We start from the raw sequence: 15940 nt of genomic DNA, 5'->3' as shown, positions 1-15940 counted from the left end.
AGTAAGTAACCGGCGAAGAATTATCCGCTTTTACGCTGACGCGTCTTTTTCACCGGTTTAATTGATTTCACTTCGCTTTCAACCCAGCCGTCTGACAGACGCGTCGTCAGCACATCGCCGGCATTCACCTGTTTGGTCTGCTTCAGCACTTTGCCGTCCGTTGCCGTCGTCACGCTATAGCCGCGCGCCAGCGTGGAGAGAGGGCTGACCGCTTCAAGATGGGTCACCGCATTGCCAAAACGTTCGCGGGTGGTGCTCAGGCGCGCCCGGAGAGTCTCCGCCAGGCGATACTCCAGCTGCTGGATCCGCGTTTGCGCGCGATAGATTTTCGGCTGCGGGTTCTGCTGGTTCAGGCGCTGGGTCACGCGCTGCTGGCGCGACGCCGCGCGCTTAAGCTGCGCGTCCACCGCAACGTTCATCCGCTGGCGCAGGCGCTCCAGCACGGTCTGCTGACGGGCAAGGCGCAGCTGAGGATGCTGCTGCTGAAGACGATGATGAAGCTGGGTGAAGCGGCGGGTACGGTTGGCAAGGAAATAGTCCATCGCCATCTCAAGGCGCTGCTGACCGTTCTGAATCTGACGCAGCAGCTCCTGCTGGTTGCGGCTGACCACTTCCGCCGCTGCGGACGGCGTAGGCGCACGCAGATCCGCGACAAAATCCGCGATCGTCACGTCCGTTTCGTGGCCGACGGCGCTCACCACCGGGATAACGCTCGCAAAAATTCCCCGCGCCACACGCTCGTCGTTAAAGCTCCACAGGTCTTCCAGCGAGCCGCCGCCGCGCCCGACGATTAATACATCACACTCCTGACGGGCGTTTGCCAGTTCAATGGCGCGCACAATCTGGCCCGGCGCATCGTCACCCTGAACGGCGGTCGGGTAGATAATGACGGGCAGGGAAGGGTCGCGACGCTTCAGCACGTGCAAAATATCGTGCAGTGCCGCACCGGTTTTCGAGGTGATGACCCCAACGCAGTGGGCAGGTGAGGGCAGCGGTTTTTTGAACTGCTGGTCGAACAACCCCTCGGCAGAGAGCATGGCTTTCAGCTGTTCATATTTCTGCTGCAGCAGGCCTTCGCCCGCAGGCTGCATGCTCTCTACGATGATCTGATAGTCGCCGCGCGGCTCGTACAGGGTGATATTGGCGCGAACCAGAACCTGCTGGCCGTGCTGAGGGCGGAACGTCACGCGACGGTTGCTGTTACGGAACATCGCGCAGCGCACCTGAGCGGTGTTGTCTTTTAAGGTAAAGTACCAGTGTCCGGAGGACGGCTGCGTGAAGTTAGAGATTTCGCCGCTGATCCAGACCTGCCCCATTTCCTGCTCAAGCAGCAAACGCACCGTCTGATTGAGGCGGCTGACAGTATAAATTGAGGGGGATTGAGAGGATAACATGTGAGCGGGATCAAATTCTAAATCAGCAAGTTATTCAGTCGATAGTAACCTGCTGAGAGGTGAGCGCAAGCATTTTTTTTAAAAAAGTGTGGATGCAATCGGTTACGCTCTGTATAATGCCACGGCAATATTTAACCACCCAGGTCAGAGATATTGCCCATGCTACGTATCGCTAAAGAAGCACTGACGTTTGACGACGTCCTCCTCGTTCCCGCTCATTCCACCGTTCTGCCGAATACTGCCGACCTCAGCACGCAGTTGACGAAAACCATTCGTCTGAACATTCCTATGCTCTCCGCGGCAATGGACACCGTGACGGAAGCGCGCCTGGCTATCGCCCTGGCACAGGAAGGCGGCATTGGCTTTATCCACAAAAACATGTCTATCGAGCGTCAGGCGGAAGAAGTTCGCCGCGTGAAGAAGCATGAATCCGGTATCGTGTCCGACCCACAGACCGTTCTGCCAACCACCACCCTGCACGAAGTGAAAGCCCTGACCGAACGTAACGGCTTCGCGGGTTACCCGGTTGTGACCGAAGACAATGAACTGGTCGGCATCATTACCGGTCGTGATGTGCGTTTCGTGACTGACCTGAACCAGCCTGTCAGCGTCTACATGACGCCAAAAGAGCGTCTGGTGACCGTCCGCGAAGGCGAAACCCGCGACGTGGTGCTGGCGAAAATGCACGAAAAACGCGTTGAGAAAGCGCTGGTTGTGGATGCGAACTTCCACCTGCGCGGCATGATCACCGTTAAAGATTTCCAGAAAGCTGAACGTAAACCAAACGCCTGTAAAGATGAGCATGGCCGTCTGCGCGTCGGCGCTGCGGTTGGCGCAGGTGCTGGTAACGAAGAGCGCGTTGACGCGCTGGTTGCTGCGGGCGTTGACGTGCTGCTGATTGACTCCTCACACGGCCACTCCGAAGGCGTGCTGCAACGTATTCGTGATACCCGTGCTAAATACCCTGATCTGCAGATCATCGGGGGCAACGTGGCAACTGGCGCAGGCGCGCGTGCCCTGGCTGACGCTGGCTGCAGCGCGGTGAAAGTGGGTATCGGCCCTGGCTCTATCTGTACCACCCGTATCGTGACCGGCGTGGGCGTTCCGCAGATCACCGCGGTTTCTGACGCGGTTGAAGCGCTGGAAGGCACCGGTATTCCGGTTATCGCTGACGGCGGTATCCGCTTCTCTGGCGACATCGCTAAAGCGATCGCCGCGGGCGCAGCTGCCGTGATGGTCGGCTCCATGCTCGCCGGTACCGAAGAATCCCCGGGTGAAATCGAACTCTACCAGGGCCGTTCTTACAAATCTTACCGTGGGATGGGTTCTCTGGGCGCGATGTCCAAAGGTTCCTCTGACCGTTACTTCCAGACCGATAACGCCGCTGACAAACTGGTACCGGAAGGTATCGAAGGCCGCGTTGCCTATAAAGGCCGTCTGAAAGAGATCATTCACCAGCAGATGGGCGGCCTGCGCTCCTGTATGGGTCTGACCGGCTGTGGTACCATTGACCTGCTGCGTACCAAAGCGGAATTCGTACGCATCAGCGGTGCGGGTATCCAGGAGAGCCACGTTCACGACGTGACGATCACCAAAGAGTCCCCGAACTACCGTCTGGGCTCCTGATAAGTTTCCGCGCCCGATCCAGTTACTCTATGGATTTCGGGTTGCAGGAAGGCGGCAAGTCCATGAGACCCCGGGAGCATAGTTAACTATATGACCGGGGCGAATGGACGCAGCCAACGCACCTGCAGCCTGAAAGACGACGAGTAAATCGGGCGCTCTGTTTTTGTTTCTCTTGCCTCGGAATTAGCGTCAATGACGGAAAACATTCATAAACATCGCATTCTCATCCTGGACTTCGGTTCTCAGTACACTCAGCTGGTGGCGCGTCGCGTGCGTGAGCTGGGCGTTTACTGTGAGCTGTGGGCGTGGGATGTCACGGAAGCACAAATTCGCGAATTCAATCCAAGCGGCATCATCCTGTCCGGTGGCCCGGAAAGCACCACCGAAGCGAACAGCCCGCGCGCGCCGCAGTATGTGTTCGAAGCGGGCGTGCCGGTATTCGGCGTGTGCTACGGTATGCAGACCATGGCAATGCAGCTGGGCGGCCACGTAGAAGGCTCTAACGAGCGCGAATTTGGCTACGCGCAGGTAGAAGTGGTCACCGACAGCGCGCTGGTGCGCGGTATCGAAGACTCCCTGACCGCAGACGGCAAACCGCTGCTGGACGTGTGGATGAGCCACGGCGATAAAGTCACCGCCATCCCGTCTGACTTCGTGACCGTTGCCAGCACCGAAAGCTGCCCGTTCGCCATCATGGCGAACGAAGAAAAACGCTTCTACGGCGTGCAGTTCCACCCGGAAGTGACCCACACCCGTCAGGGTATGCGCATGCTGGAGCGCTTCGTGCGTGACATCTGCCAGTGTGAAGCCCTGTGGACCCCGGCCAAAATCATCGACGACGCCGTTGAGCGTATCCGCCAGCAGGTTGGCGATGACAAAGTGATCCTCGGCCTCTCCGGCGGCGTGGACTCCTCCGTGACCGCGATGCTGCTGCACCGCGCCATCGGCAAAAACCTGACCTGCGTTTTCGTGGACAACGGCCTGCTGCGTCTGAACGAAGCGAAGCAGGTCATGGACATGTTCGGCGACCACTTCGGTCTGAACATCGTTCACGTGGAAGGCGAGCAGCGCTTCCTGGACGCGCTGAAAGGCGAGAACGATCCGGAAGCCAAGCGTAAGATCATCGGCCGTGTGTTCGTGGAAGTGTTCGACGAAGAAGCGCTGAAGCTGGACGACGTGAAGTGGCTGGCGCAGGGCACCATCTACCCTGATGTGATCGAATCCGCGGCCTCCGCTACCGGTAAAGCACACGTCATCAAATCTCACCACAACGTGGGCGGCCTGCCGAAAGAGATGAAGATGGGTCTGGTTGAACCGCTGCGCGAGCTGTTCAAAGACGAAGTGCGTAAGATCGGCCTGGAACTGGGTCTGCCGTACGAAATGCTCTACCGTCACCCGTTCCCGGGCCCGGGTCTGGGCGTGCGCGTGCTGGGCGAAGTGAAGAAAGAGTACTGCGACCTGCTGCGTCGCGCGGACGCGATCTTCATCGAAGAGCTGCACAAAGCTGACCTGTACAACAAGGTAAGCCAGGCGTTCACCGTGTTCCTGCCGGTTCGCTCCGTCGGCGTGATGGGCGATGGCCGTAAGTACGACTGGGTGGTTTCCCTGCGTGCGGTGGAAACCATCGACTTCATGACCGCGCACTGGGCGCACCTGCCGTATGACTTCCTGGGCCGCGTGTCTAACCGCATCATCAACGAAGTGAACGGTATTTCCCGCGTGGTGTATGACATCAGCGGTAAACCACCGGCTACGATTGAGTGGGAATGATTTCCCAACCGGAAACGTCTGGTAGTAACAGGTTCTAAATTATCTCTAAGCCCGCGGATTGCGGGCTTTTTTTTGGGATGTGGCTGGCAACACCATGTCAGGTTAGTGCCAGGAGCGGGCGCAATGTAAGGCTTACCATTAAATTCTTATTCGATGCGTTCCACATTTGGATGACGATCGGTTGCGGCTTCATGGAAAATGTCACCCAGCCAGCCGGCAATCTCTCCTTCAGTCATATCGTCTGGAATAGCGATGTCATAGAGCCGAGAAAACTTTCTCTCCGTCAGGTCAGCACGAAATACCAGCCACCAATCATTCATACGTTGAACGCCAATATGCCGTTCAAAAACGTTATATATCAGCATATGCAATCTCCGACCATGCTAGTGAGTGCCTGCATCTATGATACATACGCCAGCGCAGGCCAGAGAGTGAATCGTACAAATATGAAAGGTCAGCGTTCGCACCTCGCTCACAACGGACATCATGCTTCTGTATCTGCTCTGTCTGCTTTGTGCCAACAATGGAAGTTGGAGTGCCAGAGTCTCTAAAAGTTGATGGTTCTTTTTGCAGGGAAGCTTACACCTCTGATTGTGTCCATGTATTATTCTCTAAATGTGATAAATTGTATGAACGTCAAGCTCAGGCGTAAATTATAATGGCTATACATCCCTAGATCTCAACTTCAGCACTCTGTTAAAAAGGAATAAAAATGGATTCGGATAAAATTCAAAACGATATTGATGCTTTATTGATTTTTATGAATGACGATATGGAACGAATCGGGGGAACTATAAAGGATACGTATTGGGGTTTTGCTCAGGGGCAAGGGGATCGTAATGAAATAGAGAAGTTACATAGTTGGTCAGAAGAAAATTTATTTGGAATTATAAATAGATGCCATTCACGCGGCTTGTTGAAAAACATGTCAACCAGATACGATCGTGTGGTATTAACAGAAGAAGGACAGAGCCGCGCGCTGTCGGTTAAGCACGGTAAGAACCGCTCTTATGAACTTGCAAGGAGCAGTTATACCATTGGCGCTATCCATGTTGCCGGGTCAGCTCAGGTAGGTGATGGTAATACGCAGAATATTTACAATGTCTTTCAGGAAGTGATAGACAAAATTGACCGTGCTGAAGCGACTTCAGAAGAAAAGGCAGAAGCTAAGTCGCTTTTAACAAAGTTCCTAGAGCATCCACTCACTTCTTCTGTGGTAGGCGGTGTTGCTGGTTCTCTTACCGGACTTTTATAAAAGGTAAGCCACATGGAAGAACTGAAGAAATCCATCGGCCTGAGATGTACTTTCTGCCACTCCGTGCTGTTTGCATTGCCACACGAAAACTACGCCCCTCTTCATGGCTCGCTGATTGTGTGCGCAAACTGCGGGCGCGAAAATGATGTGACTTCTCTCATCTTTGTTGTTAAGGCTAAAGCGATGAATATCGCAGAAGACTATGCAGACAAGCTCATTAATAAATTTCAAAAGGATTTAAAGAAAGCATTCAAAGGAAGTAAGCACTTAAAATTTATATAAATTCTGTAAGAATGTTGCAAGCCCTTAGTTAACTATCTGTTTTAAAAGGAGTTTACCTTTTTATGCTCAAATCTACTTTCATTTAACATGATGGTGAATAATTCTTAACACAAAACCATCTACTCAGGATTTTTTTGAACTATATTGATTTACAAAGCAATGAGCTATCAGGTGGTTTTACATCGATAATTTGACTTAAAAACAGGTGTGGCGCCTTAGGGCTAGTTACGTTTTGCACAAGATTAAATGCTGGGTCTTTCTGACCTCAGCAATAACTTTATGGTTATTGTCTGTAATTCGCTCAGAACGGACCTAACCCGTCCCACAAGCCCACTCCGTTTAGAGCATATTAGTTCAGGTCTCTAAAATCGCATGGCTCACCGGGATAGGGCCCTTACAATTGCCTCCGAGCTGAACTTTCGACGACGTTTCAGTCGACGAAAAGCCATACGGGGCGTTTCCTGTTGAAACTCAGAACCCTCCAGGGTTTTTCACCCTCATCATGGTTCCACCGCGCCCGGTGCAAAGCAGGCACGCATTAACCAACGGAGATTATCATCTTGAACAAGTCAATTCTCGCATGCTCTATGGCCGCGCTGTTGGCCGTGTCCGCCATGTCCGCTCAGGCCAGGACCCCCGCCAGGCTCAAGTCGCCAGTATCGGGCGTGCTCTGCGACCGATATGTATGCGCGAATGACAAGGGATTATCCCGCGATTTGACAGAGACGTATCTCGGTAAGAAGGCTGCTGCAAACGAGGTGTTCACGTCGAGCAATGTCGATCTGACCGAATTCACCTTTGCCAACGGTATTTTCTGCGATGTGAAGGAACGACTGTGCCGTGAAGATCGCTATTATGGCGCGAACGGACAGCGCTCCGGGGCTATATCTAAAAAGTACACAAAGCTGCTCTTTGGCGAATAATGGTGATGGAAAGAGACCACAGGAAAAGAGTACGTTATAGGGATATAAATTATATTTTGTAGCGTACATTATAAATTATGATGTGATTGTCAAAATTAAATTTCTAGTTAAAAGTTGTATTGCGGAATATTACTCTGTTACTACCCTTTAGCTGAGCGTAACAGTGAAGCGGTCTGGTTACGTGAATTCCCATTCACTACCATGAGCGAATAAAGGAATGAAAAACCGCATAATGATTGTCGGCGGCGGCACGGGAGGAACCATTGTTGCCAACCTGCTGGCCAGAAAATTACGACGTGAAATTGCTGCCGGTCAGGTAGAGCTGGTACTGATTTCCGAATCACCGGTGCATTACTACAAACCCGCGTTTATGTACGTCGCGTTTAACCTCTTCCATCATCATGAGCTGGCCCGGCCTGAACGGCAGTTACTGAGTCCGGAAATTCGATTTATTACCGATAAGATTGAGTCGTTCGATTTTAAACAGCGTCGACTGTACGGGGCCAGTAAGCAACATTACGACTGGGATCTGCTGGTTATCGCAACCGGCTGCACGCCTTTCCCGCAAAAAATCCCTGGCCTTGCCGAAGCGGGCGACCATTTTTATCAATACGCGGCGGCAAGAGAATTAGCGTATAAGCTCTCCACCATTAAAAAGGGGCGAATATTTATTACCGTCTCTTTCCCGGAAACGCCGAATGTTCCCCATCAGTGCGGCATCGCCCCTATTGAAACCACGCTTATGGTTGACGACTATCTGCGCCAGCGCGGCGTACGTAATCAGGTTGAGATTGTTTATACCTATCCGACCGTCGCGCAGCTGCTGCGAAACTGCCTGTTCCTGCAGCGTCCGGTTGGGGAGGCGCTGGGCGATATTTTTGCTGCCAAAGGGATACAGCATCAGCGCGGCTTTACCTTAAGCCATGTCGATCCTGACAGCAAAATTGCCTATTCCGCCGAGGGCGACTCGCAGAACTTCGACATCCTGATGGCAACGCCTCCCATCAGGGCGGTCGAAGCGGTGCGTAATACGGGACTCAGTGAGGTTCAGAACGGTGAAGGCTGGCTGCCGACGGATCACCAAACGCTGGGCGTCTACGGCCTGGAAGGGGTGTATGTGATCGGCGATACCGTTGACCTCCCGATCAGTAAAGCTGGGGGATCGTGCCACAACCAGGCGCCGATCGTTGCCGATAACATTGTGGCGGAGCTGTACGGCAGACCGCCCGGAAGCGGTAACCATTATGATGGACGGGTTCAGGCCGTTGCGCAGATGGGGCTCTGGACCGGTATGCCGTTGGTGTATGACTATCGCAATGACGTGACGCCCATGCCTGCGACGAAACTCGGCGGCATGCTGCGAAACGGTTTTAACCGTGGTCTCTATTGGGGTGTCGTGAGGGGGATGTTCTAATGAGTGAACAGGAACAGTTACTTAAAAGCCTTGCCCCGCTGATGGCAGGCAATCGCCTGAATAATTTGGTTGATCTGCTGGCCTTAGCAGCAGACATGCTGGAAATGACCGACAGCGCGATGGTCGAAAAGCTGGCTGCCGTATTTGAAGATGTGGTAACCGTCGGTTGGGAAGGGGGAACCGCGCTACGTATGGCCTGGGGAGAGCAAATTAACCGGGAAGGGGATATTTCGCTTCGGCAGGTGTTTGCCATGCTCAACGATCCTGATACCCGCCGCGGCATCATGCTTTTACTGCGGGTGTTACAGATTACGGGGCAACGTCTGAATTCCCTCTATTCCGTCAGTTATTCTGATTGCCCCGAGATAAGAAGCCGTTAATGTCTGGCTAATGCTCTTCAGGCGGCCGGGTATCGTCTATACCTTACCCGGCCCACCAAACGGCATTGGGGGCTATTTCTCCCCGCCACCCAACCTATACGCCAGCGCCACCACCAGCGACTGCACCAGGCACAGCGTTGCCGACTGAGATCGAAACGCATCCACCTGCGCCTCTTTCACCACAAAGCAGAGATCGCTGAACGTCGCCAGCGGGCTGATCTGGCTGTCCGTAATCACGATCTGCCGTGCGCCGACGCTGGCGGCGGTTTCGCTGACCATCACCGTCTCTTCCGCGTACGGCGAGAAGCTGATCGACACCACGATGTCGCGCGCCTTAATGCGGCTGATCTGCTCGCGCAGCATCCCGCCCATGCCGTCGAGCAGGATAGGGCGGCATTCCAGGTGGCTCAGGGCGTAGGTGAGGTAGGCCGCGACGCTAAAGGAGCGGCGCAGCCCGGCGATGTAGATAGTGTCGGCGTCGGCCAGCAGCTGCACCGCGCGCTCCAGCATTTCCGGCTCTGCACGGGCGGCCAGCTGCTGTAGCGCCTGCGCATTCGAGCGGGCGAACTCCTGCAGGATATCGAGCGGCGTTTCCGGCACGGCCTCGCTCTCCATCTCCCGGAACAGCCGGGCGCGGTCGCTGTAGCTGGCGGTCTCCTCCACCAGGTTCATGCGAAACAGCTGTTTCATTTCGTTAAAGCCGGTGAAGTCAAAGGCGTTGGCAAAGCGGATCAGCGTTGAGGGCGGCACGTCGGCGCGCTCGGCAATGACGGCAACCGTATCAAAGGCCACGCTGTTTGTGTTATCCAGCACGTAGCGGGAGACCTGCTGCAGCCTCTTGCTCAGGCTATCGTAGCGATCGCGGATTTGTTGCTGCAGTTCGTTCAGGCTGGTTGCTGTCGTCATGTTATCCCCCAAATACAGTCTTATGATTCTAAACGCAAAACCGCGCCTTTTAAATGTCGGCCATCCATCTGGCAACAAAAATGAAACAGAAGCTTCAGCCATTTCCTCGCCCGAAATTCCTTAATAGCGCACGCGGCGTCAGTGTTGTTGCCTGTTAACATAAAAATCCATCCTTGATCACAATAATCATCATTTATTTTATTTCAACTTAAAATGGAATATTTGTTTCATATATAGTGTTCAGTACACAGTGTTCAGGTAACAGTCACGTATCAACAGCGAGAGGTTAAGGATGGAGACGGTAGCGAATTTTATTCACGGCGAATGTGTCACCGGTTCAGGCCAGCGCGTTCAGGCGATCTTCAACCCGGCCACCGGCGAGCAGATCCGCCAGGTGGTGATGAGTACGGCACGGGAAACCGAACAGGCCATTGCCGCCGCGCAGCAGGCGTTTCCTGCGTGGTCGCGCCAGGCTCCGCTTAAGCGCGCGCGCGTGATGTTCCGCTTCAAGGCGCTGCTGGAGGAGAACATGACGCGCCTGGCCCGCATTATCAGCGAAGAGCACGGCAAGGTCTTCTCCGACGCGGTGGGCGAACTGACCCGTGGCCTGGAAGTGGTGGAGTTTGCCTGCGGCATCCCGCATCTGCAAAAGGGTGAACACTCTGCCAACGTCGGCACGGGCGTCGACAGCCACTCGCTGATGCAGCCGCTCGGCGTCTGTGCCGGGATCACGCCGTTTAACTTCCCGGCGATGGTGCCGATGTGGATGTTCCCGATTGCGCTGGCGACCGGCAACACCTTCGTGCTGAAACCGTCGGAAAAAGATCCTTCTCTTGCGCTCGCGCTGGCGCAATTGCTGAAAGAGGCCGGCCTGCCGGACGGCGTCTTCAATGTGGTTCAGGGCGATAAAGAGTCCGTTGACGTGCTCCTGACTGACCCGCGCGTGCAGGCGGTGAGCTTTGTCGGCTCTACGCCGATTGCGGAATACATTTACCAGACCGCATCCGCCCACGGTAAGCGCTGTCAGGCGCTGGGCGGCGCGAAAAACCACTGCATTTTAATGCCGGATGCCGACATGGAGATGGCCACCAACGCCATCATGGGCGCGGCCTACGGCGCGGCGGGGGAACGCTGCATGGCGCTCTCCGTGGTGCTGGCGGTGGGGGATAAAACCGCCGACGACCTTTGCGCCCGGCTGGAAAAACAGATTGCCGCGCTGCGCGTCGGGCCGGGCCTGGACCAGTCGCCGGAAAACGAAATGGGGCCGCTCATCTCCTCCGCGCACCGCAGCAAGGTGCTGGGCTACATCGACAGCGGGGAAACTCAGGGGGCGAAACTGCGCGTGGATGGGCGCGGCTTCAGCGTGAAGGGCCACGAGCAGGGCTACTTCGTCGGGCCGACGCTGTTTGATAACGTCACCCCGGAGATGACCATCTATAAAGAAGAGATTTTTGGCCCGGTGCTTTCTGTGGTGCGCGTAGCAGATTACGCCAGCGCGGTGGATCTGATTAATCGCCATGAATATGGTAATGGCTCGGCGATCTTCACCCGCGACGGCGGCTGCGCGCGCCGCTTCTGCGAAGAGGTGCAGGCTGGCATGGTGGGGGTCAACGTGCCGATCCCGGTGCCGATGGCGTTCCACAGCTTCGGCGGCTGGAAGCGCTCGATTTTTGGTGCGCTCAACGTCCACGGCAATGACGGTGTGCGTTTCTACACCCGAATGAAAACCATCACCGCGCGCTGGCCGGAAATGCAGCAGGAGACAGGCGCTGCGTTCTCCATGCCGACGCTGGGCTGACAGGAGGCGTTATGCAAACCGAACGTATGACCATGGCTCAGGCGCTGGTCCGGTTCCTGAATCAACAGTACGTCTGCATTGACGGCAACGAAACGCCCTTCGTGGAGGGCGTGGCGACGATATTTGGGCACGGCAACGTGCTGGGTATCGGCCAGGCGCTGGAGCAGGATCCCGGTCATCTGAAAATCATGCAGGGGTGCAACGAGCAGGGTATCGCCCATATGGCGACGGGATTCGCTAAACAGCATCGCCGTCAGCGCATTTTTGCCGTCACCTCCTCCGTCGGGCCGGGGGCTGCCAATATGGTGACCGCCGCGGCCACCGCCACGGCGAACCGCATCCCGCTTTTACTGTTGCCGGGCGATATCTATGCCAGCCGCCAGCCGGACCCGGTGCTGCAGCAGATCGAGCAGTATCACGATCTCAGCATCAGCACCAACGACTGCTTCCGTCCGGTCTCCCGCTACTGGGACCGCATTAACCGCCCCGAGCAGCTGATGAGCGCCATGTTAAGCGCAATGCGAACGCTTACTGACCCCGCAGATACCGGCGCGGTGACCATCTGCCTGCCGCAGGACGTGCAGGGAGAGGCGTGGGACTACCCGCTGAGCTTCTTTGCGCGTCGTGTGCACCACATCGAACGTCGTCCACCTGACCCGCAGCGTCTGGCGCAGGCGCGGGCGCTGATTGCCCGCAAGCGTCGTCCGCTGGTGGTGTGCGGCGGCGGCGTGCGCTACTCCGGCGCGCATGAGGCGTTTCGCGAATTTGTCGAGACGCTGCAACTGCCGTTTGCCGAAACCCAGGCCGGAAAGGGGGCGCTGGTAAGTGACCACCCACTTAATCTGGGCGGCGTGGGGGTGACGGGCGGAATGGCCGCCAACCAGCTTGCGCCACAGGCGGATTTAGTGATCGGCATCGGCACGCGGCTGACCGATTTTACCACCGGCTCCAAGGCGCTCTTTTCCCACCCGGACGTCGAATTCCTGCTGCTGAACGTGGCCGAGTTTGATGCCCTGAAGCTGGACGCCACCGCGCTGATTGCCGATGCCCAAACCGGCCTCCAGGCCTTAACCCACGCGCTCGGCGATTACCGCAGCGGCTGGGGAGAGGCGATCGCCGGGGCGAAATCCGCGTGGCGCGACGAGTGCCGCCGCCTGTGGGATCGCCAGTGGCATCCTGACGATGCGCCCGAAGTGGCGGGGCACCTGGACGCGCAGCTGGCGGAATACGGCGAGTCGCTCAACACCCGGCTGACCCAGACGCGGGTGCTGGGGCTGATTAATCAGCATATTGAAGATAACGCCATCGTGGTGGGCGCGGCCGGTTCGCTGCCGGGGGATTTACAGCGCCTCTGGCAGGTCAAAACGCCGGACAGCTATCACCTGGAGTACGGCTACTCCTGCATGGGCTACGAGATTGCGGCGGCGCTTGGCGCGAAGCTCGCCAGACCCGTGCTGCCGGTATACGCCATGGTGGGGGATGGTTCCTACATGATGCTGCACTCCGAACTGCAAACCGCCGTGCAGGAGGGCATTAAGGTCACCGTTCTGCTGTTTGATAACGCCAGCTTCGGCTGCATCAACAACCTGCAGATGGGGCACGGAATGGGCAGCTTTGGCACGGAAAATCGCCATCGCAACCCGGAAACCGGGCGGCTTGACGGGCCGCTGGTGAAGGTCGATTTTGCGCAAAACGCGGAAAGCTACGGTTGCCGCGCGTGGCGCGTGAACGACGAGCAGAGCCTGCTTGCGGCACTTGAGGCGTCACGCGCCCATCCGGGCCCGACGCTGCTGGACATCAAGGTATTGCCGAAGACCATGACCCATGACTACGCCTCGTGGTGGCGAACCGGTGACGCGCAGGTGGCAGAGTCGTCTGCCGTGCGTGAGGCCGCGGAGCAAACGCAGGCGCAGGTGAAAAAAGCCCGTCAGTATTGAGTTTTTCTGCCGTAACGAAATTTTCATTTCATTTTCCCCTCACCCTAACCCTCTCCCCAAAGGGGAGAGGGGATAGATTGGTGCGCTCTTTTCTCCCTCGCCCCTTTGGGGAGAGGGCCGGAGTGAGTGGAAGATGCCCCCCCTCCCATGTTGTGAGATTGATAACAAAAATTATCTCATACATCTCAAAAGTGTTAACCCGCACTCAAAAACATAATTTTCACTATTTATAAAAATGAAATAAATGTTTTATTTATAGGGTCGTTAGTTCACAGCATTCACCAACACCGGGAGCCGTTATGTTTAACATTGCTTTACTGGGCGCTGGCCGAATTGGCCAGGTACATGCAGCTAACATCGCCAGCCACGGCGCGACCACCCTCTGGTCCGTGGTTGACCCGAATCAGGAATTTGCCACCCGTCTCGCCGCGCAGTATCAGGCCCGCCAGCAGAGCGTGGATGAGGCGATGACCGATCCTAACGTTCACGCCGTGCTGATCGCCTCCGCCACCGACACTCACGCGGATCTGATTGAAATGGCCGCCCGCCACGGCAAGGCTATCTTCTGCGAAAAGCCGGTACATCTCGACCTTGCCCGCGTGCGCGACTGCCTGAAGGTGGTTAAAGAGTACGACGTGCCGCTGTTCATCGGCTTTAACCGCCGCTTTGACCCGCAGTTCCGCCGCGTGAAAACCGATGCCCAGGCCGGGCGCATCGGCAAGCCGGAATCGCTGCTGATCATCTCCCGCGATCCGTCTCCACCGCCTGCGGAGTACGTGCGCGTTTCCGGCGGCATGTTCCGCGATATGACCATTCACGACTTCGACATGGCCCGTTTCATCATGGGCGAAGAGCCGGTGTCGGTGTATGCCCAGGGCAGTAACCTGGTGGATCCGGCGATTGGCGAGGCGGGGGATATCGATACCGCGTTTATCGTTCTGAAATATGCCTCCGGCGCGATGGCGACCATCGTCAACAGCCGCCGCTCCTCTTACGGCTACGACCAGCGCCTGGAGCTGCACGGCTCCGAAGGGCTGCTGTGCGCCGGCAATATTCTGGAAAACCAGGTGCAGCACTACGGCAAACAGGGCTGCACCAGCGCGCTGCCGGAACATTTCTTCCTGCAGCGCTACAAATCCGCTTACGCCGCGGAATGGGAACACTTTGTTGCGGTCCTGCGCGGCGAAGCGGTGCCTGACTGCAGCGGCGATGATGGTGAACGTGCGCTGTACCTCGCGGATAAAGCGCTGGAGTCGCTGCGTAGCCAGCGCGAGATCGTCCTCTAAACACAACAACCCTACACAGAGAGACATAATAATGAAAAAACTGATCGTAGCCGCCCTCATCGCCATGACGTCCGGGGCCGCCCTCGCCGAAAACGAGCAGATTGTTTTCAGTACGCCAAACCTGGCCATGCCGTTTGAGGTTCACATGCAGCGTACGGCGGTGAAAGCCGCGAAAGAGATGGGCGTGAAGCTTCAGGTACTGGACGGGCAGGGCAGTTCACCGAAGCAGGTGGCTGACCTGGAAAACGCCATCACCCGCGGGGCGCAGGGCTTTATCGTCTCCCCGAACGACGTGAACGCGGTCTCCAGCGCGGTGGATGAAATTCAGGATGCGAAGCTGCCGGTGGTCACCCTAGACCGCTCCGTCGACAGCCAGAAGAAAGTGCCCCACTTTGGCGCCAACAACTACAAAGGCGGCCAGGCGATTGGCGACTTCGTCAAAACCAAATTCCCCGACGGGGCAGAGATCATCCTGCTCACCGGCCAGCCGGGCTCCTCCTCCAATATTGAACGCACCAAAGGGATCCGCGACAGCCTGAAGGCGGGCGGGGATAAGTACAAGATCGTCGCCGATCAGACGGGCAACTGGATGCGTTCTGAAGGGATGCGCATCGTCGAAAGCGTTCTGCCTTCGCTACCGAAACGCCCGCAGGTGATCCTCTCCGCCAACGACGATATGGCGCTGGGCGCGATTGAAGCCCTGCAGAGCCAGGGCGTGAAGCCGGGTGAAATCCTCGTGACCGGCTTTGATGCGGTGCCGGAAGCGCTGGCCCGCGTGCGCGACGGCTGGCTGGCGGTAACGGCGGATCAGCGTCCGGGCTTTGCGGTGCAGACGGCGATGAGCCAGCTGGTGGCCAACGTGCGCGAGAAGAAAGCCATCACCGGGGCCGACTACCCGCCAACGCTTATCACCAAAGAGAACCTGCAGCAGGCTGAGCGTATCGGTGAGGCCGGTAACTGATATGTCCC

Annotated in this window: 14 protein-coding genes; 11 read left to right on the top strand and 3 right to left on the bottom strand. The window is 56.5% G+C overall.

All coding sequences use genetic code 11. The annotated features are described in order from the left end of the window. Window positions 1-20: 20 nt before the first annotated feature. A complete protein-coding gene (gene xseA / locus MX657_RS16790) occupies window positions 21-1394 on the bottom strand; it encodes an exodeoxyribonuclease VII large subunit (protein WP_346806207.1) in 1374 nt (457 codons plus the stop codon). Between the two features lie 159 nt (window positions 1395-1553). On the opposite strand from xseA, the gene guaB reads away from it, so the two are divergent. Together guaB and guaA are read left to right on the top strand one after the other, a co-directional pair. Continuing rightward, window positions 1554-3020 (top strand): IMP dehydrogenase, encoded by a 1467-nt coding sequence (gene guaB / locus MX657_RS16785; protein WP_014884799.1) that lies wholly within the window; start codon window positions 1554-1556, stop codon window positions 3018-3020. Between the two features lie 192 nt (window positions 3021-3212). Further along, window positions 3213-4790 carry a glutamine-hydrolyzing GMP synthase gene (gene guaA, locus MX657_RS16780; protein ID WP_346806206.1) on the top strand — a complete coding sequence of 526 codons (1578 nt, stop codon included), beginning with the start codon at window positions 3213-3215 and terminating at the stop codon, window positions 4788-4790. A 146-nt stretch (window positions 4791-4936) separates the two neighbouring features. Here the strand turns inward: guaA and MX657_RS16775 are convergent, their stop codons facing one another. Beyond that, entirely contained in the window at window positions 4937-5155 is a 219-nt protein-coding gene (locus MX657_RS16775) for a DUF7661 family protein (RefSeq protein WP_346806205.1), read from the bottom strand. A 347-nt stretch (window positions 5156-5502) separates the two neighbouring features. On the opposite strand from MX657_RS16775, the gene MX657_RS16770 reads away from it, so the two are divergent. From MX657_RS16770 to MX657_RS16750, 5 genes are all read left to right on the top strand, one after another. Next, the gene (locus tag MX657_RS16770; RefSeq protein ID WP_346806204.1) at window positions 5503-6045 is read left to right on the top strand and encodes a hypothetical protein; all 543 of its coding nucleotides are present in this window, start codon (window positions 5503-5505) and stop codon (window positions 6043-6045) included. Window positions 6046-6057: 12 nt separating this feature from the next. Then, on the top strand, window positions 6058-6327 hold the full coding sequence (locus tag MX657_RS16765; RefSeq protein ID WP_346806203.1) for a hypothetical protein: 270 nt from the start codon (window positions 6058-6060) through the stop codon (window positions 6325-6327). Between the two features lie 560 nt (window positions 6328-6887). Further along, complete coding sequence (locus tag MX657_RS16760) at window positions 6888-7250, top strand: YcgJ family protein (protein WP_346806202.1); 363 nt, start codon at window positions 6888-6890, stop codon at window positions 7248-7250. A 217-nt stretch (window positions 7251-7467) separates the two neighbouring features. After that, entirely contained in the window at window positions 7468-8664 is a 1197-nt protein-coding gene (locus MX657_RS16755) for an NAD(P)/FAD-dependent oxidoreductase (protein ID WP_346806201.1), read from the top strand. Continuing rightward, window positions 8664-9044, top strand: a complete 381-nt coding sequence (locus MX657_RS16750) for a DUF1641 domain-containing protein (protein WP_346806200.1) — start codon at window positions 8664-8666, stop codon at window positions 9042-9044. Before MX657_RS16755 ends, MX657_RS16750 begins: the two co-directional genes overlap by 1 nt. Window positions 9045-9116: 72 nt before the next feature. Here MX657_RS16750 and MX657_RS16745 read toward each other — a convergent pair whose 3' ends face one another. After that, window positions 9117-9950 carry a MurR/RpiR family transcriptional regulator gene (locus MX657_RS16745; RefSeq protein WP_023338648.1) on the bottom strand — a complete coding sequence of 278 codons (834 nt, stop codon included), beginning with the start codon at window positions 9948-9950 and terminating at the stop codon, window positions 9117-9119. Between the two features lie 292 nt (window positions 9951-10242). On the opposite strand from MX657_RS16745, the gene MX657_RS16740 reads away from it, so the two are divergent. The 4 genes from MX657_RS16740 (at window position 10243) to MX657_RS16725 (ending at window position 15932) form a co-directional block, all read left to right on the top strand. Continuing rightward, complete coding sequence (locus MX657_RS16740; protein ID WP_119915364.1) at window positions 10243-11748, top strand: CoA-acylating methylmalonate-semialdehyde dehydrogenase; 1506 nt, start codon at window positions 10243-10245, stop codon at window positions 11746-11748. Window positions 11749-11759: 11 nt separating this feature from the next. After that, a complete protein-coding gene (gene iolD, locus MX657_RS16735) occupies window positions 11760-13685 on the top strand; it encodes a 3D-(3,5/4)-trihydroxycyclohexane-1,2-dione acylhydrolase (decyclizing) (protein WP_346806199.1) in 1926 nt (641 codons plus the stop codon). 299 nt (window positions 13686-13984) lie between these two features. Beyond that, window positions 13985-14971: an inositol 2-dehydrogenase gene (iolG, locus tag MX657_RS16730; protein WP_047368086.1), complete on the top strand. Its 987-nt coding sequence runs from the start codon at window positions 13985-13987 to the stop codon at window positions 14969-14971. Window positions 14972-15002: 31 nt separating this feature from the next. Then, a complete protein-coding gene (locus MX657_RS16725; protein ID WP_008502118.1) occupies window positions 15003-15932 on the top strand; it encodes a sugar ABC transporter substrate-binding protein in 930 nt (309 codons plus the stop codon). The last annotated feature ends 8 nt before the right edge of the window (window positions 15933-15940 follow it).

This window comes from Enterobacter chuandaensis, from assembly GCF_039718975.1.
Taxonomy (GTDB): Bacteria; Pseudomonadota; Gammaproteobacteria; order Enterobacterales; family Enterobacteriaceae; genus Enterobacter; species Enterobacter chuandaensis.
This window is presented reverse-complemented; position numbering and strand designations above follow the sequence as displayed.